A 14751-nucleotide genomic window follows, 5' to 3' on the forward strand; every position below is an offset into this window, starting at 1 on the left:
ATTATTTTATAGATTTGAATTTTGGTTGGTAATTACCTCAATAATCGAGGTGGTGGATATAGATGGTGTTCTGGGGAAATAGACCACCTCGCACAGATACGACAAACTATCAAAGCGCCCTGCCCAGTCATCGCCCATCACCAGCGTATCGGCGTTAAACTGGCGAATATAGTCCGCTTTTTGCTCCAGCGACTCTTCGAGAAACACGCTGTCCACACATTTCAGTCCGGCAATAATCCCCATGCGATCGCTTTGGCTGTAAACCGGCACTCGGCCTTTTTTCTGCATATTTAGTGCATCCGAAGAGATACCGACAATCAGTCGATCCCCCAACTGCCCGGCACGTTGCAGAATACGCAGATGCCCGATATGAAAAACATCAAACGTGCCGAACGTAATGATCGTTTTCATACCACTCCCAGCGTCTTCTGCCTTAACCAGCACTGCGTAGCAATTTCATCAACGGCTTTTTGCTCTTTTACCTGCGCTTCATTGCTCAGCGCGTAACGCTTATCTGCCAACGTCATAGAGACAATTTTCTCTTCGCAAGCCGCGGCAACCAGATTTTTTTGAATACGCTGCTCTTTGATTTTAGCCAGCGTTTTCTCCTGCTCTTGCCAGGCAATAACCGTGCGTAACGTGCCTTTATATCCGGTCACATTTTTGAGCGACTCAACGGAAGGGACCTCTACGCCAGTGCCGGTTTTTTGAATCAGGTAGCCCAGTGCTTTGATGTTATTGTCAAAGCCGGTACAGACCTGCTGCTGTTTAGCCAGCTGGACCGTCATGTCTTTGACTGATTTATCCCGCAGGCGCTGCAACTGCGCCAGGGTATCAATAATTTGTCGCATGATTATTTACCCTCCGTTTTCTTTGCCTGGGGGAAAAGGGCCTGTAAGCGACTTTGCACCAGCTCAAGTGAGGCGGGTTCACTCACCTCCTGACGCAGGAAACGCTCGATAGCGGGGAACGCTTTGACAGCTTTATCAACGCCGGGATCGGCTCCGGCAACATAGCCCCCCAACGGGATCAGCGGCTTAATTTCCATATAAGCGGCGTAGTTTTGTTTTAGCAGACGAGCCGACTGTTGGTGTTCGTTGGGCGTAACCTGCGTCATGCATCGACTGATCGACTGCCCAATATCGATAGCTGGATAATGCCCGGCTTCCGCCAGCTTACGGGTAAGAACGATATGTCCATCCAACACCGCGCGCGCGCAGTCAACGATCGGATCCTGCTGATCGTCTCCTTCCGCCAGCACCGTGTAAATGGCGGTCATTGAGCCTTCGCTTTCGCTGTTGCCGGCGCTTTCCACAAGTTTAGGGATCATGCCGAACGCCGATGGCGGATAGCCTTTCGTCGCCGGAGGTTCCCCTAATGACAACGCAATCTCGCGCTGCGCCATGGCATAACGGGTTAACGAATCCACCAGCAGTAAAACGTGATGTCCGCGATCGCGAAACCAGGCGGCGATAGAGTGGCACAACTCGGTGGCTTTCAAACGCATCAATGGCGACTCATCCGCCGGAGCCGCGACAACGATAGACTTTGCCAACCCTTCCGCGCCCAGTGAATGATCGATAAACTCTTTCACCTCGCGGCCACGCTCACCAATTAACCCCACCACCACGATGTCGGCCTTAGTCTGGCGGGTGATCATCCCCAACAACACGCTTTTTCCCACGCCGCTGCCGGCCATCAATCCCACGCGCTGACCTTTGCCGATAGTTAACAACCCGTTGATTGCTTTTACACCCACATCCAGCGGTTGATTCACCGACCGACGCGTGAGGGGGTTGATAGACGGTGCCTGCGGCGGCAGCACATCATTGCCGGTCAGGCGCCCTTTGGCATCCAGCGGCTCGCCCAGGCCATTGACCACCCGCCCCAGCCAGCTTTCGCTAATCAGGATCTCCTGAGCTTTTTCCTCGGGGAAAACGCGCGCGCCCGCCATCAGTCCGACGGGGTGTTTGAAGGGCATCAGGTAGGTGATATCACGATTAAATCCCACCGCCTGCGCGTCGATCAGCGTATGGTTGGCGCTTTCAACGCGGCATAACTGGCCCGTTACCAACGGGCAACCCACGCTCTCCAGCAAAATACCGTTCACGCGCACCAGTCGCCCGGCTACCCGAGCTAAAGGGATCGACTCAATGGAACGCAGCGCGTTGTCGAAGCTGGAAAGATCACTCACCCGTCGGCTCCGGCAGCAGCGACTCTTTGAGTGCCGACATACATTGCTCGAGTCGATGCTCGCAGCCAATATCCAGCTCGGATTTATCGGTAATCACCCGGCATTCGCCCGCCTGCAGATCGGGAGATGGCGTCAGTCCCCATGCAGCGACCTTCTCAGGAGCGGCATCCTTAATGCGGTTAAATTCTTCGTTACTCAGCAGCACCTGTAACGACTCAGGCATTGCCGGAAAGGCCGAAATAGCCTCTTCGACCAGCGATAATAGCTGCGTCGGTTGCAGCGCCAGCTCACAACGAATCACCTGGCGGGTAACCTTTTCAACCAGCTGTAACAGGTCTTCCCGCTGTTTACGCTGAACGTGCGCCAGATAGTCATTCACTTTGCCGGAGATAGCCTCCAGCGGCTGGGCAGCCTGCTCGAATTGCTTGCGCCCTTCCTGCTGCCCGGCCAGGCTGCCTTCAGTGTATCCCTGACGACGGCCTTCATCGTGCCCCTTCAAATGACCTTCCTGAAAGCCCTGCTCCTGGCCTTCGGTCATCCCTTGTTCAAAACCTTTTTGCAGCCCTTCCTGGAAACCGTCCATCAGTTGGCGCTGATAATCCGCCGGTGTGATCCCCGGCGTAAGCTGTTCAGTCTGCAAATGGCGCTGGCGAGGGGGAAAACGATGCAGCCGGTAACGACCACGAATGGTTTCAATCGCCATGTGTTACTCCGCCGTCTGTTCAGCAAACAGCTGCAACTGAATTTCACCCGCTTCCTCAAGCTCGCGGGCAATTCCCATGATTTCACGGCGTATCTGTTCAATACGACTCACCGGAACCGGCCCCAGACGCGACGTTATCGCCTCCAGCTGTTGTACCTGACGCTTAGGCATCACGGCATAAATCGAACGACGCAACAACGCTTCGGTACCTTTCAGCGCCACCGCCCAGTCTTCCATCGGCACTTCGTCGAGCAGACGACGGCGCACTTCGTCACTTTGGCGGCTCAGAATAAAGAAGTCGTACATTTCGTCCTGCAACTGTTCGAGAACATCTTCATCGCGTTCGCGCAGTTGATCGAGGATCACCTGTTGGTTCCCCTGGAAGCGGTTAACGATATCCGCGGCCTGCTTGATCCCTTTCACTTTCGAACCATGTTCGGAAAGCACCGACAGCCCACGCTCGATCAAACGATCCAGCTCATCCACCACGTCGCGGTTTACATCGTTGAGTTTGGCAACCCGATAAAGGATCTCGTTTTGCACCGACTCATTCATGTAAGACAGTACCGTGGCCGAGATCTCTGGCGTCAGGAAGGCAAGGAATACGGCCTGTAACTGCAAATGCTCTTCTGAGATCAGTATCGCCAGTTGGCGCGGTTCCACCCACTGTAAACGCGCCATCCGCGAACGGATCTCATCGCCGTAAATCCCGTTGATCACGCTACTGGCGATTTCTGTGCCCAGCGCTTTATTGAGGATCCCTTGCAGCATGGAACGCGATGCGCCGTTGATACCACTCTGCTCACGGAATTCATCAAAAAAGTTATTGATCACTTTTTTGGCCATGCTGGTTTTTACCCCAGACAGACGCGCCATGTTTTCACTCAGGCGAACCACCTCTTCGCGGCTGAGTTTTTGCATCACCGTAGCTGCCGCCTCCTCGCCCAGACACAGCAATAAAATTGCGGCCTGTTCCAGGTAGCTGTTGTTGCTGCCGTTATTTATTGTCAATTCGCTCATTGCTGGTAATCCATTGTCTGAGAACTTCAGCTACGCGATCGGTGTCGCTCATCGCCAGTTTTTGCAGGAACTCCAGCTTCACCTCCAGACCGGAGCTCTGCGAAGGCAGGCTGTCGTCACCAGGGAAAGAAGGCAGTTCGATATTTTTGCGCTCATCTTCAGCGGCCGCAAAATGGGGTTTGTCCGCAGGAATCGCGATCGGTGCGGCGTCCAGCGCCAGCTCTGGCGTCGACGTCCGGCGACGTTCGGCGGTCAACCGTTTCATGACCGGACGAACAACAAACAGCAGCAACAGCAGAGCCAGCAGGCCGCAACCAATCAGACGCACCCAGGCCAGGACGCTGTCATCCTTCCATAAGGGGACCACTGGCTCGACGGGGATCGACTGCGGTACAAAATTAAGCAGCGATAAGGACAGATTGTCGCCACGCCTGGCATCAATCCCGGCGGCGTTATTTAACAGCGCCGTCAATTGCGTGGTTTGTTCCGGTTTCCAGTTCTTCAACGCAGGCGCGCTCTGGTTAAGTACCACGGCCACATTTAAACGTTTAATGTCGAAACCAGGATGCTGGATATGCTCAACGCTACGATCCCACGAGTAGTCGCGCTTGTTCTCACTGTGCTTTGACAGTGCGGCTGGCTGGTGAGACTCCTCTGGCGCGGTTCCATTGGTGCCATTCGCCACCTGATTTGCCGCCAACGGAGGACGGTTACTCAGCGAGCCAGGGATCCCCATAGCGATCTGGTTGGTATCGCTATCCAGCACCGTTTCTTCACGGTTCACCTTCGGTGTGTCACCGTAATGCTCCTGGGTTTCGTCGATATTGCTCAGATCGAGATCCGGCATCACGCTTACCCGGTAGTTACCGGTTCCGACCAGCGAGTCGAGAACATTTGCGAGACTGGCGCGGGTCTTATCCTGAATATCTTTGAGGATCTGGTCGCGCTTACGCGTCGCCGCAGAAACCGCTTCACCCGCGCCAATACCATCGGACAGCAAATTCCCCGCCTGGTCGACAACGCTGACCTGCGCAGCTTTCAAATCAGGCACGCTGCCGGATACCAGGTGCACGATGGCATTCACCTGGTCGAGATCCAGCTTGCTGCCATAATGCAGACGCACCACCACCGAGGCGCTGTTTTGCGGCTCGTCGCTGACGACAAAGGAACTCTCTTCATTGAGCGCCAGATGCACTCGGGCGCTCTCTACAGCATCCAGCGTCATAATGCTTTGCGCCAGTTCGCCTTCCAGGCTCCGCTTATAGCGAATGTTCTGCACAAACTGGCTGGCGCCCAGCACTTCGTCTTTGTCCATCAGCTCATAGCCGCTGGGCAGCATGGCCTGCACGCCTTTCGCCGCCAGCGTCATTCGCGTTTTAGACAAAGTCTCTTCCGGAACCAGAATTTGTCCGCTTTGCGGATCGATGCGATATTCCAGTTTTTCACCATCCAGCACGGTGACTATCTGCGAAACCGGGATATTCTCCTGGCTACCGTAAAGCGAAACATAGCCGTGGTTGCCATTCCACAACACGCTGACAATAATGGCGGTGGCCGCAATAGCCGCTGCCGCCAGTAATGCCAGGCGTTTATTACCATCCAGCCTGAAAGAGAACGAGGGTAAAAACTGAGTTACTTTTTTTATTAGTTCATTCATAGCGTTAGACTGACATGCTCATCAGGTCGTTGAATCCGGAAGCGACTTTATTACGTACCTGCACCAGCGCGGAAAACGATAACGATGCCTGCTGACTGGCGATCATCGCCCCCGCCAGGTCATCGCTTTTCCCCATCTCGATGGCCGTTTGTTTTTGCTCTGCACTCTGCTGAAATTGATCAACATGGTTGAGCGCGCCCTGCATAACACGGTCAAACGAAACCGGAGATGATGCAGACTGCGCACCCACGGCGTTAATCTGCATCGGCGAAAGGACAGGGGCTTGTGCGACCGCTTTCATCTGCTGCATGTCCTGCATCATTTGCGTCTGCATCGTACTGGCTGGGGCTATCGTATTTATGCTCATGACCTACTCTTAAAATTAGAAAAGCGTTCTCGGTACCACAGACTGATTCAGGAAAAGATTTCTATTCCCTGTTTTCGCATTGATGCCAGACGATAACGAAGCGCACGTGGGGTAATTCCTAATAAATCAGCGATTTTGGTTTTATTACCCTGATATTTGCGCATCAGGTCAGCGATATATTGATATTGCGCGCTGCGACCATGCTGGCCCAGATTGTCGCTGGTGGTGATTTGCGCAGTGGGTTTTGGCTGCCATTGCGGCTCGCTCCAGGAATCGGACTCAATGGATGGCAGGCCTAACGTATCGGGATAAATGACGCCATCACGATTAAGGATCATTCCTCGTTGAATGGCGTTCTCCAGTTGGCGAACATTACCCGGCCACGCATAGCTCAGTAACGCCCGGCGTGACGATTCAGAAAGCTTGATATTTTTTACCAGCACCGTGGAGTATTTTTTAATAAAGGATTCCGCCAGCGGAATAATGTCTTCCATACGCTCGCGCAAAGGCGGCATGGTCAACGGAATCACTGACATGCGATAATAGAGATCTTCTCTGAAGCGTCCTGCGGCAACCTCTTCTTCAAGATTCTTATTGGTGCAGGCGATTAAACGGAAATTCAGTTTGATTATACGGTTACTGCCTAAACGCTCAACCTGTTGTTCCTGTAATACACGCAGTATTTTGGCCTGTAGCGCCAAAGGCATGTCACCGATCTCATCCAGCAGTAATGTACCATTATTGGCTAATTCCATCTTTCCCGGTACGGTGGCCACCGCCCCGGTAAACGCCCCTTTATCATAACCAAAGAGCGTTGCTTCAAGCATATTTTCAGGAATAGCTGCGCAGTTCACACCGATATAAGGCGCTGAAGCCTCCTGCGCAAATGCAATCGAGTGGATAAATTTGGCGATACATTCTTTACCCGTACCGGTTTCGCCATGGATAAGTACAGGAACATTAAAAGCAGCAATACGCCTTGCCATTGAAAAAACATTAATGCTTGAGGCTGCTTCGGCAATAAGTTCAAACATGATTATTTACACTTAGAAGTAAAGTTAACATCCGTTACGAGAAATATACAAATCATTCCAAAGCACAATCATCGAATAATAGATATCGCCCGTGCCATGTCTTAATCCCATCCTTGCTCATGTTTTACCACCCCATCAAAGGGCAGCCCTATTGAAGACTATTTTCAAATAGGGTTTTTCCTAAAAAATACTAACACCAGTACCATTAACAATCTCAAATTAAAAGATAATAAAAACATTATTCATTTAAAAACAATACATTACGTTAGTGATAGCATAAAAAATAGACATAAGGGGGAAGCCTAATCTGCGACAAGCAGTAAGCGAGAAACATCACGTATATGTAATTAATTATTTTTTAATTACAACCTAACGCCATTAATAACTTGCAGAGGAGAGGGGTAAAATATCTAATATCCAGCCCTACTCCATAGACGTGAGTGGGTACGGTATTTCGTATCTAATGGACTTCAACACTATGAGAATAGCGTCAAGGATGAACAATAAATTAAACGAATTTGTATTTCTTTTGATAACCGCGGGATTTGATATCAATTCAACCGCCCCAGAAATTACAGCTGAGAAAGCGTACCATGCTGAAATATAGTCAAACGCCCGGAATCTTTAAACTTGAAGGAAACCGGCTTGGACGTCCATATCATCGTCTGCCGACTATGTTTACGGGAAGTTTTGATACAATTGAATCACATCTTGGAAACTACTTCCTGAAAAAACATCGCACAAATATAACACTTAAAAAAATACACTGTGAGATGGATGTTATCAATAAAAGTGCGGAATTATTAGTTTCTCAGGTTGGGCATCTGGCCTTTGATATCGACCGCGCATTATTGTTAATGTTATTAGGTAACTTTTATGGATTGGCATCATCTCTCGCCGACGAGAAGTCACAGGATGATTTACCAACCAAAACAGAAATCCGGTTGCGAAGCAGACTGGCGCTGGATATTTGTAATACCATTTTTAATAAAAATATATCCGGTATTCCACTGACACTCAAACCCGACAGCAGCACCATACAAACCCACTGGGCTTATCAGCTTACATTTGTATTAGGTGATGATGAGAATTGCAGTTTCCGCATCTTACTGGACGATTCGCATACCGATTACATTCTGAATTTAATCCGCCATAGCGAGCACGGCGAGAAAAAAAAGCAGATTGATAAAGCCAGCGCTGAGACGCGTAAAAAAACGCTGATTAAAGAAATTATCCATACGCTGCCGCTGACCATGAACGTGAAGATTGCAGAAATTCCGCTGAATGTTGCCGACCTGACGACGATTAAACCCGGCGATATTTTACCGATTGCGATGCCTGATACTTTCCCTGTGTATATCGGGAAATCCGAATTATTTAATGCCCTGATCGTAGAGGATAAAGACAAACTGTTTTTGTCCGAATTAACGAGCAAGACGGAGAAATCCTATGAGTAAGCCAGAAGATATTTTAGAGCAAGGTTTCGAGTTAGCCCCCGAAGCGACTACACCACCCGCGCCGTCTGTTACAGAAAAGCTGGTGGCGCGTTTAGAAGACCGTTTTTCCGAGTCGATGTCATTACTCAAACGTATTCCGGTCACGCTAACGCTGGAAGTTTCGTCCGTGGAGGTGATGCTGGCCGACCTGCTGAACATTGATGACGACACCGTCATTGAGATGGATAAACTCGCCGGTGAACCGCTGGATATTAAGGTCAATAATATCCTGCTAGGTAAGGCTGAAGTGGTTGTGGTCAACGAGAAATATGGCCTGCGCGTCCTTGAATTCAACACGCATGAAATCAACGACCTTGCACCATGAAACGCGCGCCAACACTCACGCTCTTACTGGGTATCTCGTTACTCATCCTTTCTCCCTTTGCCTGCGCGCAAGGGGGAGATATCCCGTTGCTGAATGTGATTTCGCACGGAAATAGCCAAGAGTACAGCGTAAAAATCCAGGTCCTGATCCTGATGACCCTGGTGGGCATTCTGCCTACCCTGGTGCTGATGATGACCTGTTTTACCCGTTTTATTATTGTTCTTTCCCTGCTGCGTCAGGCGTTAGGGCTGCAACAAACGCCGCCGAACCGCATATTGATTGGCATTGCGCTGTCGTTAACCATGCTGGTGATGCGCCCAATCTGGCTCAATATTTACGATCATGCCGTTGTCCCTTTTGAAAACGATCAAATCACGCTCCCCGACGCGCTAAGCACTGCCGCCTCGCCGTTGAAGCGCTTTATGCTGGCGCAGACCAATAAAAAAGCGATTGCGCAGATCATGGAGATCGCCAACGCGAAAGGGAATGCAGTCGATCAGGATCTCTCCATTATCGTTCCCGCCTATGTGCTAAGCGAACTCAAAACCGCCTTCCAGATAGGTTTTATGATTTACATTCCGTTCCTGGTGATCGACCTGATCGTCGCCAGCGTACTGATGGCGATGGGGATGATGATGCTGTCACCGCTGATCGTTTCGCTGCCCTTTAAGCTAATGCTGTTTGTGCTTATTGATGGCTGGGCGCTGACCGTTGGGACGCTAACCTCCAGCATTCGCGGTCTGGGACTGGGTTAACGGAGATCAGACATGCTAACCATTGATGTAGCCGCAGACATCGTTGCCAGCGGTATAAAAGTTGTAATCATTTTAGTCTGTGTGTTGGTCGTTCCCAGCCTACTGGTCGGTATGTTGGTCAGCATTTTTCAGGCTGTGACGCAGATTAACGAACAAACGCTTAGTTTTTTACCCAGGCTAATCGTCACCCTCGCGGTATTGGGTATTTGCGGAAAATGGATGATCGTCCAGTTGAGCGATCTCTGCGTGCATCTGTTCACTCAGGCCGCCATTCTGGTGCACTAACATGCGCGAAACCGATATTACACAGTTAAGTAATCTGATACTGGGAATGTGGTTTCCCTTCGTACGCATTATGGCGTTTATTCACTACGCACCAGTACTGGATAATGCCGCGCTGACCATACGTATACGCATTATTTTGTCACTGGCGTTGGCCTTTATCATTACGCCGCTTATCTCCCACCCGGTGCCCACCAGCCTGCTGTCGATGAACAGTATTATTTTGACCACGGAGCAGTTTCTGTGGGGAATGCTTTTCGGCCTGATGCTGCAGTTTTTATTTTTAGCGCTACAACTGGCGGGCCAAATCCTCTCTTTTAATATGGGGATGAGCATGGCGGTGATGAACGACCCCAGCAGCGGCGCGTCAACGACGGTACTGGCGGAAATGATCAACATCTACGCGGTGATACTGTTTTTTGCCATGGACGGGCATCTGCTGCTGGTGAGCATTTTATTCAAAGGCTTTACTTACTGGCCGATTGGCAATGCGTTGCATCCGCAATCTCTGCGCACGATTTCTCTGGCGCTGGGCTGGGTATTCGCTGCCGCCACGCTGCTGGCGCTGCCGACAACCTTTATCATGCTGATTGTTCAGGGCTGCTTTGGTCTGCTAAACCGTATTGCGCCGCCGCTCAATCTGTACTCATTAGGTTTTCCCATTAACATGCTGGCGGGCCTGATCTGCTTTGCGACTCTGCTTTACAACCTGCCCGACCACTATTTGCACCTGGCGAATTTCGTCTTACAGCAGCTTGACGCGCTGAAGGGGCACTATGGCGGATAACAGTAGCGAAGAAAAAACAGAAAAACCCTCGGCGCAAAAACTTCGCAAGGCCAGACAAGAGGGACAAATACCGCGTTCAAAAGATATGGGGCTTGCCGCCAGTCTGTTTGCCGCGTTTATGGTGATCTCCAGCAGCTTTCCCTGGTACGAAGATTTCGTGCGTGAAAGCTTTATCAGCGTGCATCAGTACGCGCAGAACATTAATGACCCGGACATCATCGGTCAGTTCCTTGAACACCATCTGCTGATTCTGGGGAAATTCATCCTGACGCTGTTACCCATGCCGGTTGCCGCGCTGTTTGCCTCACTGGTTCCGGGAGGCTGGCTATTCCTGCCGAAGAAAATTTTGCCGGACTTTAGCAAATTAAGCCCGCTCAAAGGGATTGGTCGCCTGTTTTCTACCGATCATCTGGTGGATACCGGCAAGATGACGCTCAAAGCGATAGTGCTGCTGGTGATGCTATGGATCAGCGTACGCAATAACGTTGCCGCGTTTCTCGGCTTACAAGAGCTTCATTTCAAACAGGCCATCAGCGATGGTCTGGCGCTGTACAGCAGCATCATGCGCAACTTTGTCATCCTGTTTGTTTTCTTTGCGTTGATCGATGTCCCTCTGGCGAAAAAAATGTTCACCAAAGGGCTGAAGATGACGAAACAGGAAGTGAAAGAAGAGTATAAAAATCAGGAAGGTAAACCAGAGGTTAAGGCCAGGATCCGTCGCCTGCAACGGCAAATGGCGATGGGGCAAATTCGCAAAGTTGTGCCAAAAGCCGATGTGGTGATCACCAACCCAACCCACTATGCCGTGGCGCTACAGTACGACCAGTCACGCGCCGCAGCGCCTTTCGTGGTTGCCAAAGGCACCGATGAAATCGCGCTGTATATCAGGCAGGTAGCGGCAGAAAGCAATATTGAAATCGTTGAGTTTCCTAAGCTGGCACGCTCCGTTTATTACACCACCCAGGTGAATCAACAGATCCCATTTCAACTGTATCGGGCGATTGCACACGTCCTGACCTATGTACTGCAAATGAAACACTGGCGTGATGGTTCCCAAACCCGCCCTTCTCTGAACAGACATATTTCCATTCCAAAAGAGGTTCTTAAACTGGATGCCGAAAACAACTAAACAATTCCTCGCGCTGCTGCGTAACGGTAACATCGGCATTCCGCTGGTCATACTGTGTATCCTGGCGATGGTGATCCTGCCGTTACCACCGGCCCTGCTGGATATTCTGTTCACCTTTAACATCGTGCTGGCGGTGATGGTGCTGCTGGTGGCCGTTTCCGCAAAACGCCCGCTCGAATTCAGTCTGTTCCCGACCATTTTGCTGATCACCACCTTAATGCGCTTGACGCTGAACGTGGCGTCAACACGCGTGGTGTTACTGCATGGGCATATGGGCGCAGGCGCTGCCGGTAAGGTGATTGAGTCTTTCGGTCAGGTGGTGATCGGCGGTAACTTTGTCGTCGGTTTTGTGGTGTTCATCATTCTGATGATCATTAACTTTATCGTGGTGACCAAAGGTGCGGAGCGTATCTCCGAAGTTTCTGCCCGCTTTACGCTGGACGCCATGCCCGGTAAGCAGATGGCGATCGACGCCGATCTGAACGCAGGACTGATTAATCAGGCGCAGGCGCAAGCGCGACGTAAAGACGTAGCGGGCGAAGCGGATTTCTATGGCGCGATGGATGGTGCGTCAAAGTTCGTGCGCGGCGATGCCATCGCCGGGATGATGATCCTGGCTATCAACCTGATCGGCGGCGTCTGTATCGGGATCTTTAAATACGATTTAAGCGCCGAAGCCGCCTTCCAGCAATACGTACTGATGACCATCGGTGACGGCCTGGTCGCCCAGATCCCTTCTCTGCTGTTGTCGACAGCAGCAGCGATCATCGTCACCCGCGTAAGCGACAGCGGCGATATTGCCACGGACGTACGTAGCCAACTGCTGGCCAGCCCCTCCGTGCTTTATACCGCCACCAGCATTATGTTTGTGCTGGCAGTGGTGCCGGGGATGCCGCATTTCCCCTTCCTGATTTTCAGCGCCCTGCTGGGATTCACCGCCTGGCGCATGAGCAAGCGACCGAAGGTGGCTGAGACCGAAGAGAAAAATCTCGAAACGCTGACCAAAACCATCGCTGAAACCACCGAGCAACAGGTCAGTTGGGAAACTATCCCCTTAATAGAACCTATCAGCCTGAGCCTGGGATATAAGCTGGTGTCGTTGGTCGATAAATCCAAAGGGAATCCGCTCACTCAACGCATTCGCGGTGTGCGACAGGTGATCTCAGACAGCAACGGCGTGTTGTTACCGGAAATTCGCATTCGCGAAAACTTCCGCCTTAAACCCACCCAGTACGCCATTTTTATCAATGGGATCAAGGCCGATGAAGCCGATATTCCCGCAGATAAGCTGATGGCGCTGCCCTCCAGTGAAACCTATGGCGAGATCGACGGTGTTTTAGGCCACGATCCGGCCTATGGTATGCCGGTCACCTGGATTGTTCCGGCGCAAAAAGCTAAAGCGTTAAATATGGGGTACCAGGTTATTGATAGTGCCAGCGTCATTGCGACGCATGTGAATAAGATCATTCGTAACTATATTCCAGACCTGTTTAATTACGATGACATTACGCAGTTGCATAACCGCCTCTCTTCTATGGCGCCACGTCTGGCGGAAGATTTGAGCGCAGCGCTGAATTACAGCCAGCTCTTGAAAGTGTACCGGGCGCTGCTTATCGAAGGTGTGTCATTGCGCGATATCGTCACCATAGCCACCGTACTTGTCGCCAGTAGCACCGTGACCAAAGATCATATTTTGTTAACGGCGGATGTGCGTCTGGCGCTCCGTCGCAGCATTACCCACCCGTTTGTGCGCAAAGATGAGCTGGCCGTATATACGCTGAACAGTGAACTGGAGAATCTGCTGGCGAATGCGGTGAATCAGGCTCAGCAAAGTGGAAAAGTGGTGCTGGATAGCGTGCCGGTCGATCCCAATATGCTGAATCAGTTTCAGACCAATATGCCGCAGATAAAAGAACAGATGAAAGCGGCGGGGAAAGAGCCTGTGCTGCTGGTCGCGCCGCAGTTACGTCCTTTGCTCGCGCGCTATGCGCGCCTGTTTGCCCCGGGCCTACAGGTGTTGTCTTATAACGAAGTTCCGGATGAACTGGAATTAAAGATCATGGGGGCGTTAAGTTAACGCCTGACGAGGCGGTGTCATTACACCGCCTTTTTGATTACAGAATCGTATTTTCCGTAAGAATACGACGAGCGCCTAGATAATGATCCTGCCAGAAGTCATCGGATAAATTGCTCACCCGAATTGTTTCTCCTGTCCGTGGTGATTCAATAAATTGTCCCTGCCCCAAATAGACGCCCATATGATCGGCAATATCCCGGCTGTGAATTTGAAAGAACACTAAATCACCACGGCGAAGATCGCGGTTAGCGACAATAGTAGCCCGTCGATAGTGATACATTTCATTCGCTGTCCGGGGCAATTTTGCCGCCAGGATTTTGTTGTAGGCATAAAAAATCAGCCCGCTACAGTCAAACCCTTCATCCGGATCGGTACCGCCCCACAAATAGGGTTTACCGAGCTGTTGCTCAAGTCGGTGGATGGCCACTTCAGTGATATTGTGTAGATGATCGCTACTGAGAAAATGATCATTCTCAGCCAGTTCCTGCCAGCGATGGTCGCTGGCTTTTAGTGGGCCAGGGAACCACTCCGGGTGCTGTTTAATCAGCGCCCGGTTCTGCTGGCGCAGCGCGCTTTTACTTTCTGCGTTGCCTTCCACCACGTAGCTTGCCTGCTTTTTTACCTGTGCGTGATACTGCTTCAGCAGCCGGGCTCGATTACGCATGCGAATTTGCGCCGCATAGCTTACATGGGCGTCAGATAAGAGGGGCTGAACTTTGGCGACAGACGGTGAGGACAATACAACACACAAAGACAGCAGACCCGGCAAAAAGCGTCGGGGTGCAGAGACAAAAGACATGAAAACATAAATACCTAATCAAACACGTTCCGCGCAGTCTACCGCTATTACCGGGTATTCCATTTTAATATTTGATTATTAAAGTATTAATTTTTTAAATTCAATACATTAGGAATTTTGCACTAA

16 protein-coding genes are annotated in these 14751 nt (G+C 51.0%); 7 read left to right on the forward strand and 9 right to left on the reverse strand.

Features of this window, described 5'->3' with window-relative positions; genetic code table 11:
* Positions 1 to 6 precede the first annotated feature (6 nt).
* Genes GUC46_RS18980 through GUC46_RS19015 form a run of 8 tightly spaced genes read right to left on the reverse strand, consistent with a single transcriptional unit; the run spans position 7 to position 6975 of the window.
* Positions 7 to 411: an adenylyltransferase/cytidyltransferase family protein gene (locus GUC46_RS18980; RefSeq protein ID WP_003838838.1), complete on the reverse strand. Its 405-nt coding sequence runs from the start codon at positions 409 to 411 to the stop codon at positions 7 to 9.
* Positions 408 to 851, reverse strand: a complete 444-nt coding sequence (gene fliJ / locus GUC46_RS18985) for a flagellar export protein FliJ (RefSeq protein ID WP_003838841.1) — start codon at positions 849 to 851, stop codon at positions 408 to 410. Before fliJ ends, GUC46_RS18980 begins: the two co-directional genes overlap by 4 nt.
* Before the next feature lie 2 nt (positions 852 to 853).
* The gene (gene fliI, locus GUC46_RS18990) at positions 854 to 2194 is read right to left on the reverse strand and encodes a flagellar protein export ATPase FliI (protein ID WP_003843825.1); all 1341 of its coding nucleotides are present in this window, start codon (positions 2192 to 2194) and stop codon (positions 854 to 856) included.
* Positions 2187 to 2897, reverse strand: a complete 711-nt coding sequence (gene fliH, locus GUC46_RS18995; RefSeq protein ID WP_088902706.1) for a flagellar assembly protein FliH — start codon at positions 2895 to 2897, stop codon at positions 2187 to 2189. The genes fliI and fliH overlap by 8 nt, the downstream gene beginning before the upstream one ends.
* A gap of 3 nt (positions 2898 to 2900) precedes the next feature.
* Positions 2901 to 3917, reverse strand: coding sequence for a flagellar motor switch protein FliG (locus GUC46_RS19000; protein ID WP_003838846.1), 1017 nt, complete (start codon positions 3915 to 3917; stop codon positions 2901 to 2903).
* Positions 3895 to 5574 (reverse strand): flagellar basal-body MS-ring/collar protein FliF, encoded by a 1680-nt coding sequence (gene fliF / locus GUC46_RS19005; RefSeq protein ID WP_160180610.1) that lies wholly within the window; start codon positions 5572 to 5574, stop codon positions 3895 to 3897. The genes GUC46_RS19000 and fliF overlap by 23 nt, the downstream gene beginning before the upstream one ends.
* A gap of 4 nt (positions 5575 to 5578) precedes the next feature.
* Complete coding sequence (locus GUC46_RS19010; RefSeq protein WP_032939102.1) at positions 5579 to 5941, reverse strand: flagellar hook-basal body complex protein FliE; 363 nt, start codon at positions 5939 to 5941, stop codon at positions 5579 to 5581.
* Between the two features lie 47 nt (positions 5942 to 5988).
* A complete protein-coding gene (locus GUC46_RS19015; RefSeq protein WP_160180612.1) occupies positions 5989 to 6975 on the reverse strand; it encodes a sigma-54-dependent Fis family transcriptional regulator in 987 nt (328 codons plus the stop codon).
* A gap of 593 nt (positions 6976 to 7568) precedes the next feature.
* Between GUC46_RS19015 and GUC46_RS19020 the strand changes: the two genes are divergently transcribed.
* Genes GUC46_RS19020 through flhA form a run of 7 tightly spaced genes read left to right on the forward strand, consistent with a single transcriptional unit; the run spans position 7569 to position 13826 of the window.
* A complete protein-coding gene (locus GUC46_RS19020) occupies positions 7569 to 8432 on the forward strand; it encodes a FliM/FliN family flagellar motor switch protein (RefSeq protein WP_003838855.1) in 864 nt (287 codons plus the stop codon).
* Positions 8425 to 8796, forward strand: a complete 372-nt coding sequence (locus GUC46_RS19025) for a FliM/FliN family flagellar motor switch protein (RefSeq protein WP_003838856.1) — start codon at positions 8425 to 8427, stop codon at positions 8794 to 8796. Before GUC46_RS19020 ends, GUC46_RS19025 begins: the two co-directional genes overlap by 8 nt.
* Complete coding sequence (gene fliP, locus GUC46_RS19030) at positions 8793 to 9551, forward strand: flagellar type III secretion system pore protein FliP (protein WP_049001917.1); 759 nt, start codon at positions 8793 to 8795, stop codon at positions 9549 to 9551. The genes GUC46_RS19025 and fliP overlap by 4 nt, the downstream gene beginning before the upstream one ends.
* A gap of 12 nt (positions 9552 to 9563) precedes the next feature.
* Positions 9564 to 9836 (forward strand): flagellar biosynthetic protein FliQ, encoded by a 273-nt coding sequence (locus GUC46_RS19035; protein WP_003838859.1) that lies wholly within the window; start codon positions 9564 to 9566, stop codon positions 9834 to 9836.
* A 1-nt stretch (position 9837) separates the two neighbouring features.
* The gene (locus GUC46_RS19040; RefSeq protein ID WP_130714968.1) at positions 9838 to 10620 is read left to right on the forward strand and encodes a flagellar biosynthetic protein FliR; all 783 of its coding nucleotides are present in this window, start codon (positions 9838 to 9840) and stop codon (positions 10618 to 10620) included.
* On the forward strand, positions 10610 to 11749 hold the full coding sequence (gene flhB, locus GUC46_RS19045) for a flagellar biosynthesis protein FlhB (protein WP_044714316.1): 1140 nt from the start codon (positions 10610 to 10612) through the stop codon (positions 11747 to 11749). Before GUC46_RS19040 ends, flhB begins: the two co-directional genes overlap by 11 nt.
* The gene (gene flhA / locus GUC46_RS19050) at positions 11733 to 13826 is read left to right on the forward strand and encodes a flagellar biosynthesis protein FlhA (RefSeq protein ID WP_160180614.1); all 2094 of its coding nucleotides are present in this window, start codon (positions 11733 to 11735) and stop codon (positions 13824 to 13826) included. The genes flhB and flhA overlap by 17 nt, the downstream gene beginning before the upstream one ends.
* 37 nt (positions 13827 to 13863) lie before the next feature.
* On the opposite strand, the gene GUC46_RS19055 is transcribed toward flhA, so the two are convergent.
* Positions 13864 to 14625, reverse strand: a complete 762-nt coding sequence (locus tag GUC46_RS19055) for a C40 family peptidase (RefSeq protein WP_032948591.1) — start codon at positions 14623 to 14625, stop codon at positions 13864 to 13866.
* Positions 14626 to 14751: the final 126 nt, after the last annotated feature.

The sequence above is a fragment of the Citrobacter sp. LUTT5 genome (assembly GCF_009905315.1).
Lineage (GTDB): Bacteria > Pseudomonadota > Gammaproteobacteria > Enterobacterales > Enterobacteriaceae > Citrobacter > Citrobacter freundii.

What these genes read in the sequence shown, in the direction of transcription:
- GUC46_RS18980 (WP_003838838.1), bottom strand. Translation starts at nt 411, where the DNA reads ATGAAAACGATCATTACGTTCGGCACGTTTGATGTTTTTCATATCGGG.
- fliJ (WP_003838841.1), bottom strand. Translation starts at nt 851, where the DNA reads ATGCGACAAATTATTGATACCCTGGCGCAGTTGCAGCGCCTGCGGGAT.
- fliH (WP_088902706.1), bottom strand. Translation starts at nt 2,897, where the DNA reads ATGGCGATTGAAACCATTCGTGGTCGTTACCGGCTGCATCGTTTTCCC.
- GUC46_RS19000 (WP_003838846.1), bottom strand. Translation starts at nt 3,917, where the DNA reads ATGAGCGAATTGACAATAAATAACGGCAGCAACAACAGCTACCTGGAA.
- fliF (WP_160180610.1), bottom strand. Translation starts at nt 5,574, where the DNA reads ATGAATGAACTAATAAAAAAAGTAACTCAGTTTTTACCCTCGTTCTCT.
- GUC46_RS19010 (WP_032939102.1), bottom strand. Translation starts at nt 5,941, where the DNA reads ATGAGCATAAATACGATAGCCCCAGCCAGTACGATGCAGACGCAAATG.
- GUC46_RS19015 (WP_160180612.1), bottom strand. Translation starts at nt 6,975, where the DNA reads ATGTTTGAACTTATTGCCGAAGCAGCCTCAAGCATTAATGTTTTTTCA.
- GUC46_RS19020 (WP_003838855.1), top strand. Translation starts at nt 7,569, where the DNA reads ATGCTGAAATATAGTCAAACGCCCGGAATCTTTAAACTTGAAGGAAAC.
- GUC46_RS19025 (WP_003838856.1), top strand. Translation starts at nt 8,425, where the DNA reads ATGAGTAAGCCAGAAGATATTTTAGAGCAAGGTTTCGAGTTAGCCCCC.
- fliP (WP_049001917.1), top strand. Translation starts at nt 8,793, where the DNA reads ATGAAACGCGCGCCAACACTCACGCTCTTACTGGGTATCTCGTTACTC.
- GUC46_RS19035 (WP_003838859.1), top strand. Translation starts at nt 9,564, where the DNA reads ATGCTAACCATTGATGTAGCCGCAGACATCGTTGCCAGCGGTATAAAA.
- GUC46_RS19040 (WP_130714968.1), top strand. Translation starts at nt 9,838, where the DNA reads ATGCGCGAAACCGATATTACACAGTTAAGTAATCTGATACTGGGAATG.
- flhB (WP_044714316.1), top strand. Translation starts at nt 10,610, where the DNA reads ATGGCGGATAACAGTAGCGAAGAAAAAACAGAAAAACCCTCGGCGCAA.
- flhA (WP_160180614.1), top strand. Translation starts at nt 11,733, where the DNA reads ATGCCGAAAACAACTAAACAATTCCTCGCGCTGCTGCGTAACGGTAAC.
- GUC46_RS19055 (WP_032948591.1), bottom strand. Translation starts at nt 14,625, where the DNA reads ATGTCTTTTGTCTCTGCACCCCGACGCTTTTTGCCGGGTCTGCTGTCT.